Genomic DNA, 23,891 nt, shown 5'->3' with positions numbered 1-23,891 from the left:
ACCTTCGGTGGTTCTCAGCCGTATCTTTCAAATATAAAAAAAGCCGTGACAAGCACGGCTTTTTTTATATTTGGTAGTCGCGAGTGGACTCGAACCACCGACCCCCACCATGTCAAGGTGGTGCTCTAACCAGCTGAGCTACGCGACTATTTTGAGAGCGGGAATTCTACCATAATCTTTTAGCGGTTCAAGCAATTATTTTAGGATATGAAGCCGTTACGGCGTAAATATTGCAGGACTTGCTGTGCCAACTCATCAATTGAGTGTTCGTTGGTTTTTAGGTGAATCTCAGGGGCTTGTGGAGCTTCATAGGGAGAATCAAGCCCGGTAAAGTTTTTAATATCACCTGCGCGAGCCTTTTTATACAGTCCCTTAGGATCTCGTTGCTCACAAATTTCCAAAGGTGTATCAACAAATACCTCAACGAACTGTCCTTCTTCAAGCAAATCACGAACTTGTTGACGGTCAGCTTTAAATGGTGAAATGAATGCAGACAATACGATCAAGCCCGAGTCAGTGAACAATTTACTAACTTCACCAATGCGACGGATATTTTCGACTCTATCAGAATCAGTAAAGGATAAATCTTTATTCAAACCATGCCTAACGTTATCACCGTCAAGCAGATAGCTGTGATTTCCATTCTGAAAAAGAAGAGCCTCAACAGCATTGGCTACCGTTGACTTACCCGAGCCAGACAAGCCGGTAAACCAAAGAACACAAGGCTTTTGACTTTTCTGCTGGCAACGATCTTCATGGGTTACATTATGATGATGCCAAACTATATTTTCTGTCATGAAAACAAACTCCAGTTTTACTAAAATGGAAACACAATGGGAATCATGATCAGTGCCACGGTAGTGAAGCACAGAGAAACCAGCCAGCCTACTTTAGCAAAATCTTTGAAACTATAGTTACCAGCATTCATGACCATTAAGTTGGTTTGATAGCCATAAGGGCTGATAAAGCTGGCCGAAGCACCGTATGCCACAGCCATGACAAACGGCATGTAACTAACTCCTATCGATTCAGCCAATCCGAATGCTATCGGAAACATCAGCGCAGCAGCCGCATTATTAGTTACCATCTCAGTGATAATCCAGGTCAAGAGATAGATGCTAATAAAGGACAGATAAATCCCTGTTACATCATTGCTTCCTTCAATATGAAATAAGCCGGTAACACCACTTGCTATTAAACTAGCAACCCCTACCTGATTAAAAACATCGGCTATAGCAAGGGCCGATGCTATAACCAACCATATATCCAGCGGCAACCGTCGACGAACTTCAGTAGCGCTTATAACCTTGGTCGCAAATATGAGTATCAAATATGCGATTAACGCAGTGAGTAGATCAACCAAACCAAATGCAGCACAGGTTATCGCCAGGAAGAACCCAGTAAATGTAATAATCTCTTGAGAAATTTTAAGAGGAGGATGTAACTTTACATTATCCAGAAAGATGAAATTACGTTCGATGTTAGGGCGCTTGTAAAAGTCACGGCCTGTTGCAATAACCAACTTATCACCAGCACGAATTTCGACTTCGCCAAGGGCTCCCGATAAGCGTCCACCATTACGTCCAATCGCGACTACTGCTGCATCAAAATGCGCGCGGAAGCTACTTTGCTTTAAAGTGCGTCCGATCAAAGTCGACATCGGGCTTACGATAACTTCTTTAAGATGTTTATCCAGTAATCCCGAATCTTCAGCAAAAACACTTAAGCCTTTTATGCTAGCGAGTTGTTTAGCTAATTTTACGTCACCACAGTAAATTAACAGATCACCCTCTTCCAGCTCAAAGTCATGTTCCACAGGGGCTATCACTTGTTCGCTTCGAACTATCTCGACCAAATCTAGATCGGTTATGGTTGTCAGTCCTGCCTGATGAACCGTTCGTCCTATCAGACTGCTGTCACTATCAACTTTGGCTTCAAGAAAGTACTCACGACTGACGGTACCGGCAATTTTACCTTCGGGGAGCCAATAACTGACAATAATAACTGCAATGCCGCAGACTAATAAAATAGCCAATCCAACTGGCAAAAAGTCAAAGAAATTAAAGCCTGCCTGACCAAAATCCACAAGAAAACTGTTCACAACCAGGTTGGTAGAAGTACCGATCAGGGTTAATGTCCCGCCAAGAATTGCAAAGTAAGATAGTGGTATTAGAAGGCGTTTTGCTGATTGACTGGAATTATTACGAACAGCGGCCATTAACGAAGCAACAATCGCTGTGTTATTCAAGAATGCAGAACTGGTGGCTACCAGCCCGCCCATCTTAGCCAAAGTAATAAATTGGCTTTTACTGAATAATTGCTTACTGACCCAGGCTAAAGCACGAGTTCGTTCAAGTGCAATAGAGCAGACTAATAACAATACTAAAGTTAATACTGCCGGGTTTACTGCATGACTAAAGAAGCGCTCAGCAGGGACAAAGCCCGGAAAATAAAGCGCTAAGGCTGCTAACGAAAAAAGCCACGCAGGCCGAGCCAGGTTAAAAACCAGCCCAGCCAGCATGGCTAGAATGACACTAAAAACGTAAGCTTGCTCTAGTAGCATACCGCTTCCAACAGTTGCTACTTAGTATTCGAAATATCTTTGGCACCCCAGTGTGGGAAATGCTTTCTGACAAATTGATTAAGCTCTAGTTCAAAAGCACTGACATCTGCAGGCTCACCCGGTTCTTCCGAATCAGATAATGGTTGTTCGATCATTCCCGCACCAACCGTCACATTACTCAAACGGTCGATAATGATAAAGGCGCCGGTTTTATGATTTGAGCGATAGTCGTCAAACATCACTTTTTCGCCCACCTCAAGATCAACCAAACCAATTTCATTCAGCTCTAATTGACCAGCGGGATGTTCCGCCATTGTATTCACATCAATCCGATGATGAATTTTATCGAACTCGCCCGAAGTTAATTTACTGTTGAACTTAATGTAATACTCTTTATGCTCCGTCAATGGTTGCTCATGCATCCAGACAATCTTTGCACGCATTCGCGAAGAAACGTGCGGTAAGTTATCCTTCTTAACAATCATATCACCGCGACTAATATCGATTTCGTCATTCAGCGTTATAGTCACAGCCATTGGTGCCGTTGCTTCTTCAAGTTCACCTTCAAAAGTGACTATTGACTTTATGGTGCTCAATTTTCCGGAAGGTAAAGCACGGATAGTATCACCCACGCTGATCGTTCCCGATGTAATGGTGCCGGCATAACCACGGAAATTTAAATTAGGCCGGTTCACATACTGAACAGGGAACCTAAAATCTTCAAGATTGATATCATGGGCTATCTCAGTAATCTCAAGATAGTGCATTAATGGCGAACCACGGAACCATTTCATATTCTCGCTAGGATTCACCACATTATCACCGTCTAGTGCTGAAATCGGTACAAAGCGGATATCCGGAATATCCAATGTACCGGCTAACTTCAGATAATCAGCCTGAATCGACTTGTAAACTTCTTGTGAATAGTCCACCAAGTCCATTTTATTAACCGCGACAATGACGTGCTTAATACCAAGTAATGAGCAAATAAAACTATGGCGACGTGTTTGTGTTTGTACACCGTAGCGAGCATCAATCAAGATAATGGCAAGATCCGAAGTCGAAGCCCCGGTAGCCATGTTACGTGTGTACTGCTCATGTCCAGGGGTATCAGCAATAATGAACTTTCGCTTATCCGTAGAAAAGTAGCGATAAGCAACATCAATAGTAATGCCCTGCTCACGCTCAGATTGCAAACCATCTACTAGTAAAGCCAAGTCAACCTTATCACCTGTTGTGCCAGACTTTTTGCTGTCTTCTGTAATCGCAGCAAGCTGATCTTCAAAAATCATTTTGCTGTCGTGTAGTAAGCGACCTATTAATGTACTCTTACCATCATCCACACTACCGCAGGTAATAAAACGCAGTAACTCTTTATTCTCATGTTGGTCAAGATAACTAAGGATATCTTCTTGAATCAAAGGTGAAGCGTGTGACATTAGAAGTACCCCTCAATTTTTTTCTTTTCCATTGAGCCGGTGCTGTCATGATCTATGACACGACCTTGACGCTCAGAAGTTTTAGTTAATAACATTTCTTGTATAATGGCTGGGAGAGTATCTGCTTCAGACTCCACAGCGCCCGTCAGTGGGTAACAACCTAAAGTACGGAATCGTACTTTCTTCATCATTGGTGTTTCACCCTCTTCCAGTGGCATGCGTTCATCATCAACCATAATCAAGGTGCCATCACGCTCAACGACCGGACGCTCTTTTGAAAAGTACAGTTCAGGAATTTGGATATTCTCCAAGTATATATACTGCCAAATATCCAACTCAGTCCAGTTGGATAAAGGGAACACTCGAATGCTTTCACCTTTGTGAACTTTACCGTTGTAGATATTCCACAACTCAGGTCTTTGATTCTTTGGATCCCACCTGTGCTTCTTGTCACGGAAAGAATAAACACGTTCTTTGGCTCGAGACTTCTCTTCATCACGGCGTGCGCCACCGAAAGCAGCATCAAATTGATACTGATCGAGTGCCTGTTTTAAGCCTTGAGTCTTCATAATGTCTGTATGTGTCGAGCTACCGTGTGTGAAGGGGCTAATATTCATAGCAAGCCCTTCTGGATTTTGATGAACTAAAAGTTCAAAGTCATAATCCTTGGCCATACGGTCACGAAACTCAATCATCTCGCGGAATTTCCATGTAGTATCAACATGCAATAATGGAAATGGGATTTTACCCGGCGCAAAAGCTTTGCGTGCCAGATGAAGAAGAACCGACGAATCCTTACCCACAGAATAAAGCATTACCGGTTTATCAAACTCGGCAACAACTTCCCGCATAATGTGGATTGACTCATACTCTAGCTGCTTGAGGTGTGTGAGTGATTGATTATTCATGTAATAAAACCTAAATTTGAGGTTTGTTCAAAAAAATTTCAAGAAAGAACCCTATCAATATTAATCGGGGCAGTCTAATGAAGTTGAGCAATAATAAATTAACCGTAAAGTCTACTTGATTAAAACTTACTGCTTGGGATATTCACAATATTATTGGAGGAAGCATCCTCCCCCACCCAAAGTAAGTCTGATATGCCATCAGACGGGCTGAAGTCAGCCGGCATTGAAATCAATATATTGCGAATCTTTTGTTGTGCATTGATGTCACATGCTACTAAAAGCTTATTTAAATAGTCTTCTATCTCGGTCCAAGGCAAAAACACTTCACTTGCAGTCATAATTCTTGGGTGCTTGGTACCTTGAACGTTATTACCAACCAATAACTCTTCATAAAGCTTCTCACCAGGTCGCAGCCCGGTGAAGCTGATTTCTACATCGCCTTCAGGATTATCTTCACTTTTAACATCAAGACCCATTAACAAAATCAGCTTTTCAGCCAGTTCTACAATTTTAACTGGCTCCCCCATATCAAGAACAAAGACATCTCCACCTTTGCCCATAGCTCCAGCTTGAATAACTAGCTGTGCTGCTTCTGGGATAGTCATAAAGTAACGAGTGATATCAGGGTGTGTGACAGTAATTGGCCCACCTTGCTTTATTTGCTTTTTAAATAAAGGGACAACGGATCCAGAGGAACCTAGCACATTACCAAAGCGAACCATTGAGAAACATGTATTAGAGTCTTTTGTCGCTAAGCCTTGTAAAACAAGCTCAGCGATGCGCTTCGATGCACCCATCACATTGGTTGGCCGAACAGCCTTATCAGTAGAAATTAATACAAAGCTCTCAACGTTTGCATCAATCGCCGCCATAGCAGTATTCATAGTTCCAAATACATTATTGGTAATACCTTCAATAACATTATGCTCTACCATTGGCACATGTTTATAAGCGGCAGCGTGATATAAAGTACTTACTTTAAAGTGCTTCATAACATGCCCGACTTTATCTTTATCAACAACAGAACCTAAAATTGGTTTTATCGCTATCTCAAAATTGCATTTATGGCAGACTTCATTCAGCTCCTTTTCAATTTGATAGAGAGCATATTCAGATATTTCGAAAAGTACTAAAGTGGTTGGCTGTAATTGAACGATTTGGCGGCAAAGCTCGGAACCAATAGAACCGCCCGCCCCCGTTACCATAACAACTTTGTTTCTAATATTTTTATCAAGTAAGTCCTGCATAGGAGGAACAGGATCACGCCCCAAAAGGTCTTCAATATCAACATCTTGAAATTCATCAATCTTCATTTTGCCAGAAATAATGTCTGCCATTCCCGGTATGGTTTGAACCGCAACACCAGCTCTTTCAATACGTCCGATAATAAGCTTTCTTTGAGCTCTGGAGATGCTAGGCAAAGCCAGTAGTACTTTTTCTGCATTATGTACTTTCACAATCTTTTTCAAGTTACTAGCGCTGTACACTCTTATACCTTGAATGACAACACCATCAAGCGACTCTTCATCATCTATGAAAGCAACTGGATAGTACTCGTTACCAGCAATTAAAGACGTAGCCAATTGACGACCCGCAGATCCAGCACCATAAATAACCACCCTTCCTTTCTGGGTGTTAAATCTCATGCTAAAGTATGAACGAACTAATAAGCGAGAGCCTCCTAATAAGATACACAGTACAGCACCGTATATCACTGTTGAAGATCCAACTACATAAGGGATTGATAAGCTCTTTCCAATAAAATAATACGCAAAGCTCGACAGAGAAGACCCTAGAGCTACCACTAATAATATTTTAAAACTAACAAAACGATTAACGGCTCGATAAAAACCTAATATAGCTAACAATACAATTGAGCTAATAATTGAAGTTACAGCATGAATGAAGAATCCATTACTTGCAGTTTCAATATCTAGACTTTGAAATGTTAAGTATAAAGCTAGCATATAGGCAAAAATATGAATGCCTAAATCTACTATATAAGTAATCATTCTTTTGATGATTCGTGGAGCGGATAACAGCTTCTCTAAAATAATATTCATTTTATTCCCTTTAAAGAACTCGTCTTTCGTCAACAGGTTAACATAACTGAAACGCCAACTAGCAACTTCTTACTTCTTTTGTGCCAAAGCAAAAACATCCTTTACTGCCAAACAAGTCTTATCTAATTGATCTTGAGTTAATGTCGGGTGCACAAGAAACATTAAACTTGTATCACCTAACAGTTGTGCATTTGTCAGTGCCTCTTTTGGCCGATAATCCGTTTTGTTAAATGCTTTTTCTAAATATACTTCTGAACAGGATCCCTGATAACAAGGTACACCTCTGCTCACAATTTCCTCAACGATTCGGTCACGGCTCCAACCTTCTTTCAGATTATCGGGATTCACAAAACAATAAAATTTATATTGAGCATGCTGCATATAGTCAGGCGTTTTTGGCACGCGCACAATAGAAAACTCAGAACAAACCTCTTCGAGCATTTGGGCATGCTCATTTCGTGCTTTAGTCCATGCCGACATTCTGGTCAATTGTATACGCCCAATGACAGCCTGCATTTCGGTCATACGCCAATTAGTGCCAAAGCTTTCATGAAGCCAACGAAACCCGGCAGGATGTTTGCGCTCATATACAGCCTCATAACTTTTACCATGATCTTTATAAGCCCACATTGTACGCCATAATGCTTCATCATTGGTGGTAACCATGCCACCTTCTCCACCAGTAGTCATGATCTTATCTTGACAGAATGACCATGCCCCGATATGACCTATTGAACCAACTGACGTACCTTTATACTTGGCTCCGTGTGCCTGGGCACAGTCTTCAATAACATATAAGTCGTGCTTAGCTGCCAACTCCATAATTGGATCCATATCCGCAGGTCTTCCTGCAAGGTGAACCACAACTATAGCCTTGGTTTTATCCGTAATTTTTGGTGCTATGGTATGCGCTTCTATATTCTGGCTATCAAGATCGACATCTGCAAAAACAGGTGTAGCGCCAATATTGACCACCGAAGAAACGGACGCCAAAAAAGTGCGAGGAGTAACTATAACTTCATCTCCGCTACCAATACCTAAAGCATGTAATGCAACATCAAGCGCGACAGTCCCATTCATCAAAGCAATAGCGAACTTTGAGTCTGCAAACTCTGCAAACTCCTTTTCAAACTCACGGCACTCTACACCAGTCCAATAGTTGACCTTATTTGATAATACAACTTTTGAAACGGCCTCAGCTTCTTCTTGAGTAAAGCTCGGCCACGGCGAAAAATCAGTATTTAACATGTTAACCTACAATCGTTTTCCAAATATAATACAAATCTCTTTTGAATGACCAATTACGCATATACTCCAAATTAATTTTCACTTTATCTGGGAAAATAACTTCTCGATTATATGTCTCAGGATCTTCAACAAAAGACAACAGTTCTTCTTCTTTACGGTATTTTAAAGTAGCAGGGCCTGTTATTCCTGGTCTAAGGTTTAAAATACACCTATCTTCTCCCTCTAAGATATCTACATACCCTGGAACATCTGGTCTTGGCCCAACAAAGCTCATCTGTCCTAATAATACATTCCACAATTGTGGCAATTCATCAATTTTTGTTTTCCGAAAAAACCGCCCAAGCGCTGAAATCCGAGGATCAGTACTCGCAGTTACGGTCGTAGCAGGCTCTGAACTACATAGAGGTCGCATTGTCTTTATTTTAACTACAGTAAACCTCTTACCTTTTAAACCAACCCTCTCTTGACGAAAGAAACCGTTACTTTTCATATCCAAACACGCAAGCAGCCAAGCCAACAGTATTAACCACCATAGAACCAACAAACCAAGTAATGCTAGCGTAAAGTCAAAGGTGCGTTTAATAAATGCCTGCTTACGCGATATCATTGCTTTACAGGTAGCCATAACGCTTTAGAGTATCTCCAACCAACGTTTCCAATTGTTTAACCTTTTCTATTCCCAGTAACTTTCTCCCTTTACCCAGACTTTTTGCTGATACAGCTGAAACTGCCTTTTTAACACTTTCATCAGCTACATCCTTATCGACAAATCTTAGAATGCGCTTCAACTCATCTTTAGGCGCTTGAACAAAACTCTCATACTTAACACGAATGACTTTGTCTTCAGGCATGCTAGCAAAAGCTTTTTCTGATAGCTCGACACAGCGCTGCCATTGTAGTGCACAAACCTCTTCAAGCGTATGCTTTTTCAGGATGTCACCCATATCTTTTAGAGCAGGCCCCCAAAATGCTAAGCGTTTTTCTTTAGAAAACAATCTATAAATGCGTGCCCAAAAATAGCGCAAAGCATAATAGGGCAAATCCGACTTTGGTACAAAGCGAACTTTCTCCAATACATATTCTAAATCAAACTTTGCAGTCCACCGTAGCTTCGCTGAGCCTGTTGCATCAACACCATCACGATAAATAAAAATATACTTCGCATCAGGTAGGACTCGATCAACAAAAGGAACTCGCAGAGAGTTTGCACAGGTTTTTTCTACTACTATGTCTGCATTGTTTTTCTTCGCAATTGAATCGAATTTCCGTCGTATATAGCTTTGCACCTTTGGCACTGCCATTTCTGCAGGAATTTCATCTGAAGGGTAACCTACATTTCCATGTCGCCAAATATAGTTAATCTCGTCGCAAGGCCACGTTTCTATACCTTCTAATGAGGTCAAAACATCTCTTAGCATATTTGTGCCTGAGCGTGGGGCACCTATTATAATAACGTCTTTTCTACTCATTCTATTCCCAGCTCTCGCTTAACAGATCACTCCAAACAGGTAAAACATTGGCCTCTGAATAATCAGATGAGCCAAGCACTAAAGCTTTGTCTTTCATATCTCGTAACTTAGTATCATCTTCAGCCATTTTAATAATCGCATTTTTTAGAGCATCAACGTCACCTGATGGAACAGCTAACCCTACCCCATTTCTTTCTACATCTTTTGCCAGACTACTTTGTGGCTCCACAGCCACCAGTAGAGGACAACCTTGCTCAAGGTATGTCATTGTCTTACTTGGGTAGGCGTATTTAATGATACCTGGTACTAAGCTTACAAATCCTACATCAGCTTTTTGCATAGCAAGCTTAGCAACAGCAACAGAGTGATGACCAACAAATTCGACATTAGCATTAAGCTCTCGTGCTTTCTGCTCTAGCTCTTTTCTGGCTGTGCCTTCACCCATCATAACAAGTCTAATACGAGGTAGCTGAGTAGCGAGTACTCCCATCGCTTCAATCAATACATTCAACCCTTGAAAGCGTCCAATATTCCCAGCAAACAATAGGTTGAAATCTTCGGTATGCATATTAAACGGCAAAGACTGACTTGGAGCATCTTCCGAGGGTAAGCTAAAGTTATTAATCACCCGGATCTGGTACCGGTTACTTCCTTTACGTTCCTCGAGCGCTCTCTTCATATCGTCAGACAAAACTACGGCTGGTCTAGCCTTACTGCAACTCCATCGATCCATTGCCTGTAACAGTCTGAATATAATTGGATTACGAAACTCACCTGATAAACGCCCTATCTCTGGATGAATATCCATACAGTGATAAATAAAGCGAGTTTTCCTAAGCTTGGCTACCAAAGCGCAAGTAAATCCCGCAAGCACAGGCGGAGCTGTAGAAACCATAATGACATCATATCGCCTACCAAATAATGCCTTACGCAATATAGTTAAGCTAAGCCTTACAGCATTCAACACTCGTACCAAAGGCTTTCCGGATTCATTGGGTAGCTTCATACGAGAAACTTTAGCCCCATCCAGAGTATCTCTTGCAGCTAGCTTCTGATTGTCGAGTGCAGCTTTATAGGAGGGCTGGGAAGTTAAAACTTCGACTGAGTGTCCATCAGATACCCAAGTCGATACGATCCGCCGGAGCATTGAAGCGTAGGGGGGAGTATCTGGCCAGTAATACCTATGGATTGCGAGTACACGTAGCGAGCCTTTTGCGCCCGCGTTACAACTACCAGTCATATCGGCTAAATAAGTCCATGTTTTTCCAGTGCCGGGTGAGCTTTGCTGTTCCTGAGATCAAGCGAACGACCCGCTCAGATGTATTCCGTATTTTATACTCCTCAGGAACTTCACGTTCAGTTCCGGAAAAAACGTCTCGACTCACTGTAGCGATGCGTACTCCTTCAATTAAAGTGTCTTTATCTAAACCAGTAAGTGCGATGGCTCCTGTATCCAGGGCTTCTGGTCGCTCAATCGAACGACGCAAAGTAACAGCGGGAAAATTCAGAATTGATGATTCTTCACTAATTGTCCCGCTATCCGATATGGCACAGAAAGCATCCATCTGTAATTTATTGTAATCAAAAAATCCGAAAGGCTTTAAGAAACTAATTCCTTGGGATGTATCAAGCAGGCCAAGCTTCTCTAATCGATTTCTGGTACGCGGATGGGTTGAGACAATTACTGGATAATCATACTCCTCATGCAGTGCTGTCAAAGCTTCAATGACCTTAACCAGATTTTCTTTACTATCAACATTCTCTTCACGATGTACGCTCACAATAAAAAACTTGCCTTTCTCAAGTTTGAGCTCACTCAATATATTAGATTGATTAATAGAAGATAAAGAATGTTCTAAAACTTCACGCATAGGTGAGCCCGTCAGGTATATAAAACGATGTGGTAGTCCTTCGCTTAGTAAATGACGACGAGCATGCTCGGTATAGACCAAATTAAAATCAGCAAGGTGATCGACTAGCTTGCGATTAATTTCTTCAGGTACGTTAGGATCGAAACTACGATTCCCTGCTTCCATATGATAGGTAGGAATTTTCATACGTTTTGCCATAATAGTGGCTGTGGCACTATTGGTATCACCCAGCACTAACACCGCATCAGGCTTCTCTTCCAGAAGTACTTGCTCTGTTTTAATTAGAATCTCACCCAAGCTGCGACCCAAGCTACTGGTATCAACATTTAAAAAATGATCAGGCTGGCGAACCCCAAGTTCTTCAAAAAAAACATCATTAAGTTCATAGTCGTAATTTTGCCCCGTATGCACAATTCGATGGTCAACAAGTTGATCCAACGCCGACATAACACGCGATAGACGTATGATCTCTGGTCGCGTACCTAAAATGGTCATTACTTTAAGTTTATTCATTGGGTTCCCACCGGGCTAGCGTAAGTGTCAGGGTTATCTCGATCAAATATCTCATTTGCCCATAACATAACAATCATTTCCTCATCACCAACATTGGTGATGTCATGACTCCAACCAGGAGCAGTTTCGACAATTTCAGGAGTCTCACCATTGGTAAAGAGCTCATAGAACTCGCCTGTTACCATGTGCTTGAAGCGAAAGCATGCCTTGCCTTTAATCACTAAAAACTTTTCATTCTTGGTGTGATGATAGTGACCGCCGCGTGTAATGCCCGGATGAGCAGTAAAATAAGAAAACTGTCCCGAGTCCTTAGTTTTCAGCATCTCTACAAATGCGCCACGCTCATCGCCATATTTTGGAATTTGGTAGGTAAACTGCTCTTTAGGCAAGTAACTGACGTAGGTTGCGTAAAGCTTTCTGGTAAAGCCACTACCAACGCGTTCGGTAACTAATGAGCTACGACTTTCTTTAAAGTCGTTAAGCTGCTTAGCGATATCGCCGACCGTCTCTTTATAAGTTGGTGAGACTTCCGAGAAATACAATTCATCTTCTGACGTTGCGCTAGCATGCAAATGCTTTGCTGTAGAAATGAACTCATTGACCACATCATCGACGTAAACAAGATTTACTTCGGCATCATGATTATGGATTTGAACAGGAAGATCTCGAGTAATATTGTGACAAAATGTAGCCACCATCGAATTATAGTTAGGTTTGCACCACTTTCCGAAAACATTGGCCAAACGATAAATCTTTACCTGACTACCTGTGTTACCCGAGTTTTCTATCAGCAGATCCTCTGCAGCTTTCTTGCTTCTTCCATAAGGGTTGTCCTGCTCTGCCTGAATAGATGAACTATATATAATGGGGATTTTTCTTTGTTGCTTTGCAATTGATTTTATAAGTGCTTCTGTTAAATCAACATTTCCTTGCTTGAACTCACTATCTTGCTGTGGCCGGTTAATACCAGCCAAATGAATGACTACGTCAACATCAGCAAGTAACTCATCAAGCTCTTCAATATCATTATCCCTAGTAAAACTAGTATAATTAATATCTTGTATTTCATTTAAATGAACTTGTAAGTTCTTGCCTACAAAACCATTTGCTCCAGTTATTAGTAACTTCATTGGTTAACCTTCTGGATTAATATATTGACCTTCCGCAAAAGCTTTAATAAACTCAAGCTTTAACAGCAGTTTCTTCATACCTTCAACGTCAAGACGCTCAGTATTGTGAGAGTTATAATCCTCAAAATGAGATATTTTATCATCGCCTTCTTCGACATACTTAGAGTAGTTTAAATCACGGAGATCTGGTGGCACACGATAATATTGACCCATATCCTCAGCGCAAGCCATTTCTTCTCGAGACAGCAGTGCTTCAAACAATTTCTCGCCGTGTCTGGTTCCCATCACTTCAATAGGATGGTTTTCTTGGTTCGCAATTGACAAAATTGACTTAGCCAATATTTCTATAGTCGCCGCTGGTGCTTTTTGCACAAAGATATCTCCATTAGTGCCGTGCTCAAAAGCATACAACACCAGATCAACAGCATCATCCAAAGTCATCATAAATCGGGTCATAGTGGGATCGGTAATGCTTAAGGGTTTTCCTTGTCTGATTTGCTCCACAAACAAAGGAATAACGGAACCACGTGACGCCATAACGTTACCATAACGAGTCCCGCAAATAACCGTCTTTGCTTCATCAACATTACGTGACTTTGCAACCATGACCTTTTCCATCATAGCTTTAGATATACCCATTGCGTTGATTGGATAAACAGCTTTGTCAGTACTCAAGCAAACCACACGTTTCACTTCATTCTGAATAGCCGCCTCTAAAACATTCTCCGTTCCAATCACATTCGTCTTTACCGCTTCCATAGGATGAAACTCACATGATGGGACTTGCTTCAATGCCGCAGCATGATAAATGTAATCAACGCCTCTCGTAGCATTCAAGACACTTTGATAGTCTCTAACATCACCAATATAAAACTTTAACTTAGGGTTGTTATAAGCCTTACGCATATCATCTTGCTTTTTTTCATCACGGCTAAATATGCGGACTTCTTTAATATCGGTCTCTAAAAAACGTTTAAGCACAGCATTACCAAACGAACCTGTTCCGCCGGTAATCAATAAAATTTTATTTGAAAAGCTCATAGTAGAACCCTGGTGTATAAAAGAGTTAAAAACTCTGACATTAAACCTTTATGCAACAGACTCAATAAATGCATACACATTTATCTGTTTAGCATCATGATCATTTATAACAAACAAGACATCTTCAGATATCGGACTCTTGTAGCTCAATAGAGAAAGTACTTGTGCTCCATCATCGTACTTAACGTTAGGCGTTTTTAATTTATTGCCTAATTGACTCCCTGACATCTTTCATTGATAGAAACTCAATTCGATAATTCTTTTGCAGTTCTAACAAATCACCAATGAATTTATAGAACTCTTCCAATACTAAACTAGACTCAGTTAAGTTAAATGGATGTAGCCATATGTGGTATAGCCCCGTCTCCGATTTCACCTGATTTTTCAGCTTATCAAGTGAAAGTAAAAGATTGAGTTTTTTTATCGTTTCATACTTCCCGCCAACCCAATTAAAGTACAATGACCCTACTTGTGCACACTCCATTTTCGAGCCTATATATACTTCACTCTGAGGTACACCAACAAAAAACGACTTTGCCCCTCGTAGCAACCGATTGACGGCACCTTTTTGCTTAAAGAAAGACGGGTTAATCCTATATTGCAGCTTTAAAGCTTCATAAATCTCACTGCGATAATCTATTTGATCCCTAGGATAGATGATTGACTTCATTTGGCGCTGAAATACATCTTGCAGGATATCCACCGATAACCGAGAGTCTTTTAGCTGGTGCTCAAGCTTTGTGCCTGGGTAAGAAGCGTATATATGAGAGTAAGTATGGCTAGCGACTTCAATACTTGATTTGTCCTTTAACATATCGACAATATCTAGTGCATTCCATGTTTTCTTATCAGCATTAGTTAAGAATGACTCAACATCCCTTCTATACTCGTCCGGTAAATGCTCTGTCTTGATATTTCCAGTGCCAGGCTCAAACATAGCCCCAACAGAAGCCCAGGTAGTGCGAACAGAATTCTCTTCAAAATAGCCGGTTAACTCTTTAATGACGGGTCTAAGCTTCTCGTAGACACCGGCATCTTGCCTACGACGCCATAACGGAGAGTCTAGAACACCCCACCCTAACTCAAAATCAAAACTGATAACTATCTTAGCGCTCATATAATACCTTCTCTTGTAGTTCCCTATACAGATTCTCAACCTTATCTGTCAGAGCAACATCAACCCCCTGAAAGTATGGGTTAATTAATTCCGATGCAGTTTTTGAAGCGAGAATCTCTAAGCGCTGATTATTATTGATAATACTTCGCTCACTAAATGACAAGCCATCACAGCTTTCACCCAGATGCTTTTTTATATGAGTAAGAACTAAGGCAGGATTTTCAATGAAATCTTCATAATTAACAAAGATAACATTGTTATCTCCATCACAATCTTCTAACAAAGCCTTATAAATATACAACCATTGATTTAATAAGAAATCGATAGGATATTCAGATGATTGCAGAAACTTGGATGCTTTCAGACCTGGCTTACTTCGCTTTCTTATTCCTCGAATTACACCTTCCGGCCTTCTAACGACCACAATAGATTTATAATTATCATGCAAACCGTGCAATTGCTTGACCTTTAGAGAATTGGCGATTGACTTCTCTATAAAAACCTCATTTTCACGCACCCAAGGCGCCCAGTCTTTGAAGAGCTTCTGTTTATCAATTACTCCCTCTCTACGATATAACTCAACTTCATACGCATTACCAAATAGTGCTCTTGGCCATTCTCCTTTCTCGAAGCTTGGCAAAGCATCAGTCAGTAAATCACCCTCAACAGGAATAGAAGCATAATTCGTTCCTAACGAAATCGCGTCTTTCAAAACAGTTGTACCGGAGTTATAACAACCGTAGACGAAGATACAGGCACTAGGTCTTCTATTACTATAAAAAAAGCTTACCAACCCTCTGACAAGCCTGTACTTATAAGTCCTAATAAAAAATTCATAACAAAGGGCTATTAACGTGTTTCTTTCGTGTCGTTTAGCTATTTTTCTCAACTTATTTAACATAGAATTTAATGCTTTATCAATTGCTTTAGTTTTGGATGCATAACATAGTACTGACGACCGTAAGCTGCATCATAGTACGAACATTCTATCTCTTTAGTTATATTGGTAAAAAAATTAATAATATTTTCAATCCCTTGATATAATACTCGACTGCGAATGACATTAATCGACCATGAAGGTTTCAACTCTAATGCCTTAAAATATACAACCGGGCCTGCATCTAACTCAGGGGTAAGTAGTTGAATACTGCTACCAATATGCATACTTTCATTTTGAATTAATGACCACTCTACACAATCCATTCCGCGATATAGCGGAATTCTTCCTGGATGGTTATGAACTATCCCTTTTTCAAATAACTCAATTGTTTTTTTCCTAACTATTTCTTTGCCTAGATATAATCCAAAGTGCGATGAAGAGCGAGTAAGTGCGGCATGACATTCGTCACTATTAAAACCTTCAACATAGACAAGAGGAATCTTATTGTCATGACATAGCTTACTGAGATCACTATTAATACCTTCTTCAGTAGCAACATTACGAATTTCTATGTAACCACTCTCCGGTTTTACTTTACGTATTATCTTCTCAATAAGTTTACCGAGCCTTCGCCTGAATGTACGATATTTCCCTAGCTGAAGTTCTTGTCTAATTGAGCTTTTTGAGAACCGCTTTTGGGTAACCAATAAATTGACGTTAACCCCATTTTTTACCAAGTGTGAAATAATATATGCTGCTACAACACTTCTATCATTCTGTGCAAATACAGTAACGGTAAAGTCACTGGGTATAACAACCGTATCATTTCTAATTAGACGCAGTTCAGAATGTTTGGTTCTAAGAGGATCCCTTTGCTTAATAATTTTTAGGCTTGAGGCGAGCTCACAATCAGCAGTACACATTATTCCAGAGTCGCTCTCATCCAGTTCTAGCTTTTTACACATATCTTGCAAGTTAAGACAGCAATTAACCATAGGAACATCTACAGTACTGTCTGACTCTATGGCTCTAACCAGTGTTATGTACAACTTGATAAGTAGTGCGGATGCTTCTCCAGAATAGCAATCATTCATTTCTTGAACAAAAGAAGGAAGCTTCCGTTCAACTAAGCATCGCATTGCCTCAACTTGTTGTTGTGACAGCTCTCCTTCAAGCAATGATTTTATTGTAGCAATAGTTACTTGCATTATCTTATCACCAACTTTTTATTATACTGCTTCCATACTGTTAATAGGTGCAAAGCAAAAATAACAGTCAGAACTCCCAAAGAAGCCACAGTATTATTAATATAAAATGAAACAATAATCATTGTCGTATATATAGCTGAAAACAATAATATCTCGTATATGTTAGAACCATACCGAGTTTTTGTTTTAAGTGAGTATTGCCAAGGAACAATGAAAAAATGAGAAGCAACCATACCTATAATAAAAACAACGCCAATCCAAAATATCGGTTGCTCTAACTTAAGGTAGTAAATCCCGAAAATTGATGCTGTAACCAAACTAGCTATTATAACAATTCTCCCGGTATACAAATTTGCGTGCCCAATCCCTGATAGAAAACCCATCCAGTGCTCTGATAAAGAACGGATGACAATACCAATCATAAATAGTGCGAATAGATAATGTATGTAATGCGATGGGGTATCAAATTTCTGTTCAGTAATAAAATTCAGTAAGAAAGGAAATACAATAACGACAAATGTACTAAAAGGAAGCATTATAAGCATATTTAGGCTTTCGATAATTTTAACAGCTTGTTTTGACTCCCCTTTATTCTTGTATGTTTTAGCAAAAAAGGAATCAATGCCAGTTACAAGCCCTGTAGCTACTTGTTTGATATAAGTTGCCAATTGAACTATCAATCCATACACAACCGATACCGAGCTACCAAATAGTATATTGATTAATACTAAAGTGGCACGATAGTAAAGCGCCATATTAATAATCAATAGCAGATTAGCCTTTAACTGTCTAAATAAATAAGTCCTTTCTTCTCTTGTATAGCGTTTCGGCCTCATCAAGCAGTTTGTATGACTTTTATGGAATATTGCAATAAAATAGACCGACTGAAAAATTGCCCAAGCAAGAAACACAGTGGCGTTAACCAACAAAGGCTCGTCATAATTCAAATATAGATTTGCTGGGATAATCAGCAATACACTTAAAAACTCTCCCACTCGCTCAAATAAGAACCAAAGATTATACCGAACCATCTGATTATTATAAGCAAGCACATTCAAAGCAGGAAAAGACAGAAGTAGAAGTGCGGCGCCAATTACTCGGGCCCAGTAGAAAGCATCAAAACTACTTTGATAGGCTGGCGAAATTTCTAAAAAGTCTTTTAACGAATACAGTACAAAGGAACATGCCAAGAAGAGAAGTATAACTTGTAGTGTGTAATATAAGGATTTAGAGTAGTTTTCATTTATACCTGCGTCACCTTTAAGAGAGAGGAAGGGGACGATTGATGCTCGCAATAGCTCACGGAACATTGCTCCCAAACCTAAGCCCATAGTAACCAGTACATATACAGAATAAAGCTCTTTGTCTTCAGTTATTAATAATTTTATTATTAATAACCCGATCAAAAATGTCAGTATCATTCTTGAGTAGTTAATAGCAATACGAATTACTTGCTGCTTAAACACTCTTCAGTACTCTTCTTAAGCTTTTTCCAAAATCCTTTACCGTAAATTTATTAGCATGCTCTATCCCTTTAGTAACCAGTGAGGTTCTATGTTCGGGAAGCCTATAAATTTTAACAATCTCATCTCCGAACCTTTTGTAATCACCAGCAGGAACAACAATGCCTGCACTACCTACTGATTCCGGCATTGATGTTAAATTTGTGACTAAAGCCGGACAGCCAGCTGCCATGGCTTCAACTGCAACCATGCAAAATGATTCTACCCTACTGGCTGTCATCAAACATAACACCTGATTTAACTTTTCATTTAATTGAAGTTTGTTTAATGGGCCTAATAATTCTATATGCTGATGAACACCTAGTTGAGTGGCATCCTTTATAAGCCCATCCCACTGGTCTTTCCTTTGCCCTCCTGCGATAGAAAGACGCCAGTTAACTTCCGGACATTGTTCAATTAAATATTTCAAGGTTAACAAGCAGGTATAGTTATCTTTATGCGGCTGTGGACTCGATACTACTAAAAGTTCATTCAATGCGGCGCTAGAATCCTTTTCTATAACATGAAAAGCCTCGTTAATACCTATGTATAAAATAGAGGGATTCGTAACTTTAAGACTCTGGTGAGATTTTGCCTCATCAAGTAAGTATTGTGATTCAAATGCATTATAGTCTGCCCTTCTGCACGCCAACTTTGCATCAAAGTCTTTTACTTTTTCCAACAGGGTCCGCACGTTACCTTTTTGAAAGTGTAATAAGTTAATATGATAAACAAATAACTTGCTGAATGTTGGTATATAGTAATTGAAGCTAATCAACAACTCATTCCGACGGAGTAGTGATGGTGCTAAAAATGACAGCTTAGATAAAAAGTAACGAATAGCGGAAGGGACTCTCGGAAAAAAACGCTTAAGTGTGACATTCTTATATTTCGAGATCACAGGCCATATTAGTGTTTCACTGTCTTGAGCGCCTACATATACCACAACTTCATTTGAAGCCTCTTTTGCAAGCTCATCTACAAAGTTACCCAATACCGTTAGCCCACCTCCAGGTCTTAAAGACCCAGCATAAATTCTAACTTTCAACTATTTCCTTGCCTCCTCCAAAAAATGAGAATAAAACAAGATACGGGATTAATAAACGAGCCATTTGTGACACAGCGCCAACAAAATCTGCTGCAAATAAGGTTATAAATGAAATTATAAAAATGGCATAAAGCCCTATTGCAAAGGTATCTTTTCGCGCTCTTACACAGCTTGTATAGACAATATTCGAGAAAAAGCCGAGACAAAGGCTACCTAAAAAAATTCCTACCCAAGAAAAATTCAGATAAAGCTCCCCTAAAAACCCAGGAGGAACACCTGAATCATTCGAGCGCTGATAAATTTCTTTTCCAACATATTGCCCAACCCTAACGTTCGGCTTATCGCGCCAAAGAGCTCTTGGAATAGGAGCAAGAAATACACTTATGAAACTTTGCCCATATAAGTAATTGCCCCCCGTTCTGACAATTACCAATGATGTTTTATCTAAAGAAAGTAAATATGGCTTTTCAAACATATGACTGAATAACAGCTGTGCTGAACTTGCAATAACTTCTGAATTTGCGGATAAATCTGTACCTGTTTGACTCGACTGCCTGAGCAGTCCCATTCCGCCTACTACAATTGAAAATATGAGCACTATTTTTATTATAGGAAGTTTGAAGGTTTCTTTATGCAACTCTCTATAGATAATCAAGATGGTAAACAAATAGAGTAAAATGGCCATCCTATTACTGGACGCAAATAAGACAAATATAGATAGCACCAAAAGTACTAGAGGAATCATGCCAACTTTCCGCACTTTTTTATTACGGAGCAAACTAATAATAAATATAACAAAAAGAATATCCGCGCCCCATGTCAGATAGGACAAAGAGGTTTTGGCCCCATCATCCAGTAATAAAAACCTTTTACTAGAGACATCTCCTGTTGAAATAGCGTAATACACTCCCATTTTAGAGAAATAAAGGTGGCACATGGTTAGCGCCATTACTGTAACGATTGTTATCAACAGGTAGTTGGGCTTTTTCTTATTATGCTTAACGGTTCTAATGAGTGTTCTTTTCCGATACTCGTAACCCACATAACCGACTACGAAGCTTATACTCGAAAAGATAATAGCAACAGCACCATAGAGCAATATACTAACGTTCTCACCACCTGTAACTTCATTGATTATGCTCGAATCAACAAAATACAGATAAATAACTTTGAAAAAGCCACCGAATAATACCAGTACAGCAAATATTGCAGGAGGAGAGAAATATTCAAGCCTATTGTTATTTATTGAAACCAATAAAAGAAAAAAAACACTCCCTACTGATGAAATCAATAATAGAAAGAATGTTAGTTTATCCATTATATTGTAGTATCAGCGCACTAATCTTGAGACATTCTTTTGAAGAATAAGCGTATTAGCAAATAAGCAGCCCCAACAAAAAAGCCAAAGAAGATTCCAATTAACACAATGAGGAATCTAGCGGGCTTACTTTTTTCCTCAGGTACTTTTGCAGGACTAACTGTCTTGAAAGTATATTCCTCAGAAACTTGTGCAAGCATTCTTGTCTTATGTTGCTCTTGGATGAGTTCGCTGAAAACTGTTCGTATTTCTGCTATTGAAGTTTGATCTATTTGTTCTTCAAGGTATTGGATACTTTCATTTGCTTCTTTTAACGCACGCTCTTTCATATGAAGATTGACATCTTCAACCAGCCAGTCAGTCCATTGTTTTGCAACAAATGGTGAGTAATGTGTTACAGAGATACTAATTAAGCCTGTTTCATTATCTTGGTTAATTGAGACCCGTTTTTTATACTCTTCATAAAGCTCCCAACTACTTGGCTCAACTTTCTTTCCCTTTGGGGCATCTCTGATCCATTTCTCTTCTTCTGCGTTATAAAGACTGTCATTAATAATCAATTGATTATTTGAACGTTCCCATCCCTTTGAAGCAAACAAGGTTACCGAAAGGTTATGTTTCTGAATAAAATCTTCTGCAAATCCCCAGCTTTTCAAAACCTCCATTGCAATTACAGAATCAGATGTCTCTGCTGAACCTAAGTCTATTCCAGCAAGAGATGCGAGGCCGCCAAATTGACCTGCTAAAGATGCTAACTTCCCACCACTTCCACTATCACTAGACTGGACAACAGTCGTAGCTTTATATTCATTGGGTAACCATAGCGCTATTGCAACTGCACCTATAGCAAAAATGAATGTGGTCGCTATTATTAGCCATTTCCCTTTCCAGATAGTGCAAAAAAGCGTCTTGAGATCGATTGCATTATCATGACTCTCAAGTGGTATGTTTTGTTGATTATTTTCTGTGTTCATAATTTGTGTTCACAATTAATGGTGCATGTCGATGTAGGGCCCACCCCAATAACGACCTTATCTAACTAATGCTTTTGTTTGTATTGCACGGCATATTTAACGCTCCAGCCGAACAGTCGATTTACAACTCCATAATCCAAGATAAGCCAATATTATATTTATTTTGTTGGTAACTGTATGAGTCTATGACTTTATCCTTTACATCGAGCTCCAAACTGAGTAAACCGTATTTTGTTGGGTGCTGGTACTCAATCTCAACTTGAGTAAAGCTTATACCTGTTTGATTAATTGTATGGGTGCCTGTGCTATCACTATTTAAGTCTACTTTAGCAATACGGAGTTTATATCTGTCGCCATTTTTGTGTGTCGCTAAAAAGCCCAGCGCAAGACTTTGAGTATCATTATCATAGGTCGAACCAATACTACGCCCTTCCGTTCGGTAACCGGTTTGATAAATTCCGTTGTTATAAGTGACGTTTGGGGCAAACTCATTCTCAGTATCTGCATATTCCAAATATCCGCTTACCGTAAAATTATTGGTAGAAAAGGTATTTTTATAACCTAACAGATAAAATTTCTTTGATGGTGCATATCCAGCTTCATCTTCGCCAATAAGCTGACCATATACAGAGCCAAAATATTTTTCAGTCGGTAATCTCCAGGCAAAATCTATCCCCGCCAACTGATTTCCAGGCTCATTACTTTGGCTCGCACAATCGAGGTCACCTTCATCGCAGTTATCTAAGCCTATGAGCATATCAAAAAAGGTGGATGCATTTTCCGGACGTCCTTGCCCTCCCCACTGTGCAGTTCTACGTAAACCCACTTCTAGCGAATCAATGGGCTTAAAACTAACGCTCATACCAAGCAACTTTGCATGAGGGACAAATCGGTCACTTTCTAACTGACCTGCAAATGCATTTAATGTCCAATGACCTAACCAAGACAGCCAAGGCGTCTCAAATGGATCGCTGTAATTCCTTTGAATTGAAACTGCTGGAACTGGGCGTGCATTATTGCTCAGAATCAGAGAGCTATCCCAGCCTGGTCCATACCATCGTTCTTGCGCACCAGCAGAAAGAATCCAGTTCCCCCAAATGGTTGCAACATAAGAATGATCCAGTCGCTGCTCTTCACCATCAAGAGGCTCATACACTTTTGCAGCTTCTATATTCCACGCAAAGCTTTGACTTACACCAGTTACACGAGTCGCAATTTCTGCTTTCTCACGGCGTTCATCACCAAAATGACGTAGCAACTTAGACTGATTTCCAGCCTTAGCCGATAAAAACTTATGGGTTTCAGTATCGGTTTCAAAACGCGCCTTGCGTTTAACCCTCAAGAAAACAGGAAGAACATGCTCATCTAACTCAGTTCTAGAAGCTGCTTCAAGATCTTTAACGATCGGAGCCCATGGCAACGGCCATGTGGTTGTTGGCGTTTTAATAATACCTTCACTAGCTAATAACTCAATATCAGCACGTAACCAAGCATCACGAGTGTCTATCCACGGTTCAGCTTTGCTTATTGACGCGCTAAGTATAAGTATTGTTATTAGTGTTTTATTCATTCGTATATCTACTATCTAGAAGCTATCAA

The 23,891-nt window shown here is 39.9% G+C and carries 20 protein-coding genes and 1 tRNA gene; all 21 read right to left on the bottom strand.

The genetic code is table 11. From position 1 onward, the window contains the following. Nucleotides 1–71: 71 nt before the first annotated feature. A tRNA-Val gene (locus tag ACYTXU_RS03285) sits at nucleotides 72–148 on the bottom strand. 52 nt (nucleotides 149–200) lie between these two features. Further along, on the bottom strand, nucleotides 201–797 hold the full coding sequence (cysC, locus tag ACYTXU_RS03280) for an adenylyl-sulfate kinase (RefSeq protein ID WP_462208335.1): 597 nt from the start codon (nucleotides 795–797) through the stop codon (nucleotides 201–203). 20 nt (nucleotides 798–817) lie between these two features. Beyond that, complete coding sequence (locus ACYTXU_RS03275) at nucleotides 818–2,563, bottom strand: SLC13 family permease (protein WP_462208334.1); 1,746 nt, start codon at nucleotides 2,561–2,563, stop codon at nucleotides 818–820. A gap of 17 nt (nucleotides 2,564–2,580) precedes the next feature. After that, nucleotides 2,581–4,002: a sulfate adenylyltransferase subunit CysN gene (gene cysN, locus ACYTXU_RS03270; protein ID WP_462208332.1), complete on the bottom strand. Its 1,422-nt coding sequence runs from the start codon at nucleotides 4,000–4,002 to the stop codon at nucleotides 2,581–2,583. Next, the gene (gene cysD, locus ACYTXU_RS03265; RefSeq protein WP_462208330.1) at nucleotides 4,002–4,910 is read right to left on the bottom strand and encodes a sulfate adenylyltransferase subunit CysD; all 909 of its coding nucleotides are present in this window, start codon (nucleotides 4,908–4,910) and stop codon (nucleotides 4,002–4,004) included. Before cysD ends, cysN begins: the two co-directional genes overlap by 1 nt. A 119-nt stretch (nucleotides 4,911–5,029) precedes the next feature. Continuing rightward, a complete protein-coding gene (locus ACYTXU_RS03260) occupies nucleotides 5,030–6,973 on the bottom strand; it encodes a polysaccharide biosynthesis protein (RefSeq protein WP_462208328.1) in 1,944 nt (647 codons plus the stop codon). Between the two features lie 69 nt (nucleotides 6,974–7,042). Then, complete coding sequence (locus ACYTXU_RS03255; protein ID WP_462208326.1) at nucleotides 7,043–8,221, bottom strand: DegT/DnrJ/EryC1/StrS family aminotransferase; 1,179 nt, start codon at nucleotides 8,219–8,221, stop codon at nucleotides 7,043–7,045. Between the two features lies 1 nt (nucleotide 8,222). Continuing rightward, nucleotides 8,223–8,846 carry a sugar transferase gene (locus tag ACYTXU_RS03250; RefSeq protein WP_462208323.1) on the bottom strand — a complete coding sequence of 208 codons (624 nt, stop codon included), beginning with the start codon at nucleotides 8,844–8,846 and terminating at the stop codon, nucleotides 8,223–8,225. Then, on the bottom strand, nucleotides 8,833–9,690 hold the full coding sequence (locus tag ACYTXU_RS03245; RefSeq protein ID WP_462208322.1) for a sulfotransferase family protein: 858 nt from the start codon (nucleotides 9,688–9,690) through the stop codon (nucleotides 8,833–8,835). Before ACYTXU_RS03245 ends, ACYTXU_RS03250 begins: the two co-directional genes overlap by 14 nt. A 1-nt stretch (nucleotide 9,691) precedes the next feature. Beyond that, nucleotides 9,692–10,930: a glycosyltransferase family 4 protein gene (locus tag ACYTXU_RS03240; RefSeq protein WP_462208320.1), complete on the bottom strand. Its 1,239-nt coding sequence runs from the start codon at nucleotides 10,928–10,930 to the stop codon at nucleotides 9,692–9,694. Then, nucleotides 10,920–12,074 (bottom strand): non-hydrolyzing UDP-N-acetylglucosamine 2-epimerase, encoded by a 1,155-nt coding sequence (gene wecB / locus ACYTXU_RS03235; RefSeq protein WP_462208318.1) that lies wholly within the window; start codon nucleotides 12,072–12,074, stop codon nucleotides 10,920–10,922. Before wecB ends, ACYTXU_RS03240 begins: the two co-directional genes overlap by 11 nt. Beyond that, nucleotides 12,071–13,204, bottom strand: a complete 1,134-nt coding sequence (gene wbjC, locus ACYTXU_RS03230; protein WP_462208317.1) for a UDP-2-acetamido-2,6-beta-L-arabino-hexul-4-ose reductase — start codon at nucleotides 13,202–13,204, stop codon at nucleotides 12,071–12,073. Before wbjC ends, wecB begins: the two co-directional genes overlap by 4 nt. 3 nt (nucleotides 13,205–13,207) lie before the next feature. Further along, nucleotides 13,208–14,245 (bottom strand): polysaccharide biosynthesis protein, encoded by a 1,038-nt coding sequence (locus tag ACYTXU_RS03225; protein ID WP_462208315.1) that lies wholly within the window; start codon nucleotides 14,243–14,245, stop codon nucleotides 13,208–13,210. A 202-nt stretch (nucleotides 14,246–14,447) separates the two neighbouring features. Then, nucleotides 14,448–15,362 carry a polysaccharide deacetylase family protein gene (locus ACYTXU_RS03220; protein ID WP_462208313.1) on the bottom strand — a complete coding sequence of 305 codons (915 nt, stop codon included), beginning with the start codon at nucleotides 15,360–15,362 and terminating at the stop codon, nucleotides 14,448–14,450. Continuing rightward, entirely contained in the window at nucleotides 15,352–16,074 is a 723-nt protein-coding gene (locus ACYTXU_RS03215) for a sulfotransferase (protein ID WP_462208312.1), read from the bottom strand. Before ACYTXU_RS03215 ends, ACYTXU_RS03220 begins: the two co-directional genes overlap by 11 nt. A 194-nt stretch (nucleotides 16,075–16,268) precedes the next feature. Beyond that, nucleotides 16,269–17,450: a formyltransferase family protein gene (locus ACYTXU_RS03210; RefSeq protein ID WP_462208310.1), complete on the bottom strand. Its 1,182-nt coding sequence runs from the start codon at nucleotides 17,448–17,450 to the stop codon at nucleotides 16,269–16,271. Then, the gene (locus ACYTXU_RS03205; RefSeq protein WP_462208309.1) at nucleotides 17,450–18,916 is read right to left on the bottom strand and encodes a hypothetical protein; all 1,467 of its coding nucleotides are present in this window, start codon (nucleotides 18,914–18,916) and stop codon (nucleotides 17,450–17,452) included. Before ACYTXU_RS03205 ends, ACYTXU_RS03210 begins: the two co-directional genes overlap by 1 nt. Further along, nucleotides 18,909–20,000, bottom strand: coding sequence for a glycosyltransferase (locus ACYTXU_RS03200; RefSeq protein WP_462208308.1), 1,092 nt, complete (start codon nucleotides 19,998–20,000; stop codon nucleotides 18,909–18,911). Before ACYTXU_RS03200 ends, ACYTXU_RS03205 begins: the two co-directional genes overlap by 8 nt. Continuing rightward, on the bottom strand, nucleotides 19,990–21,318 hold the full coding sequence (locus ACYTXU_RS03195; RefSeq protein WP_462208307.1) for an O-antigen polymerase: 1,329 nt from the start codon (nucleotides 21,316–21,318) through the stop codon (nucleotides 19,990–19,992). Before ACYTXU_RS03195 ends, ACYTXU_RS03200 begins: the two co-directional genes overlap by 11 nt. Before the next feature lie 20 nt (nucleotides 21,319–21,338). Further along, nucleotides 21,339–22,292: a Wzz/FepE/Etk N-terminal domain-containing protein gene (locus ACYTXU_RS03190; protein WP_462208305.1), complete on the bottom strand. Its 954-nt coding sequence runs from the start codon at nucleotides 22,290–22,292 to the stop codon at nucleotides 21,339–21,341. 121 nt (nucleotides 22,293–22,413) lie between these two features. Continuing rightward, nucleotides 22,414–23,862 (bottom strand): capsule assembly Wzi family protein, encoded by a 1,449-nt coding sequence (locus ACYTXU_RS03185; protein WP_462208304.1) that lies wholly within the window; start codon nucleotides 23,860–23,862, stop codon nucleotides 22,414–22,416. Nucleotides 23,863–23,891: the final 29 nt, after the last annotated feature.

It is taken from the genome of Kangiella sp. M94 (genome assembly GCF_054926195.1).
This window is presented reverse-complemented; position numbering and strand designations above follow the sequence as displayed.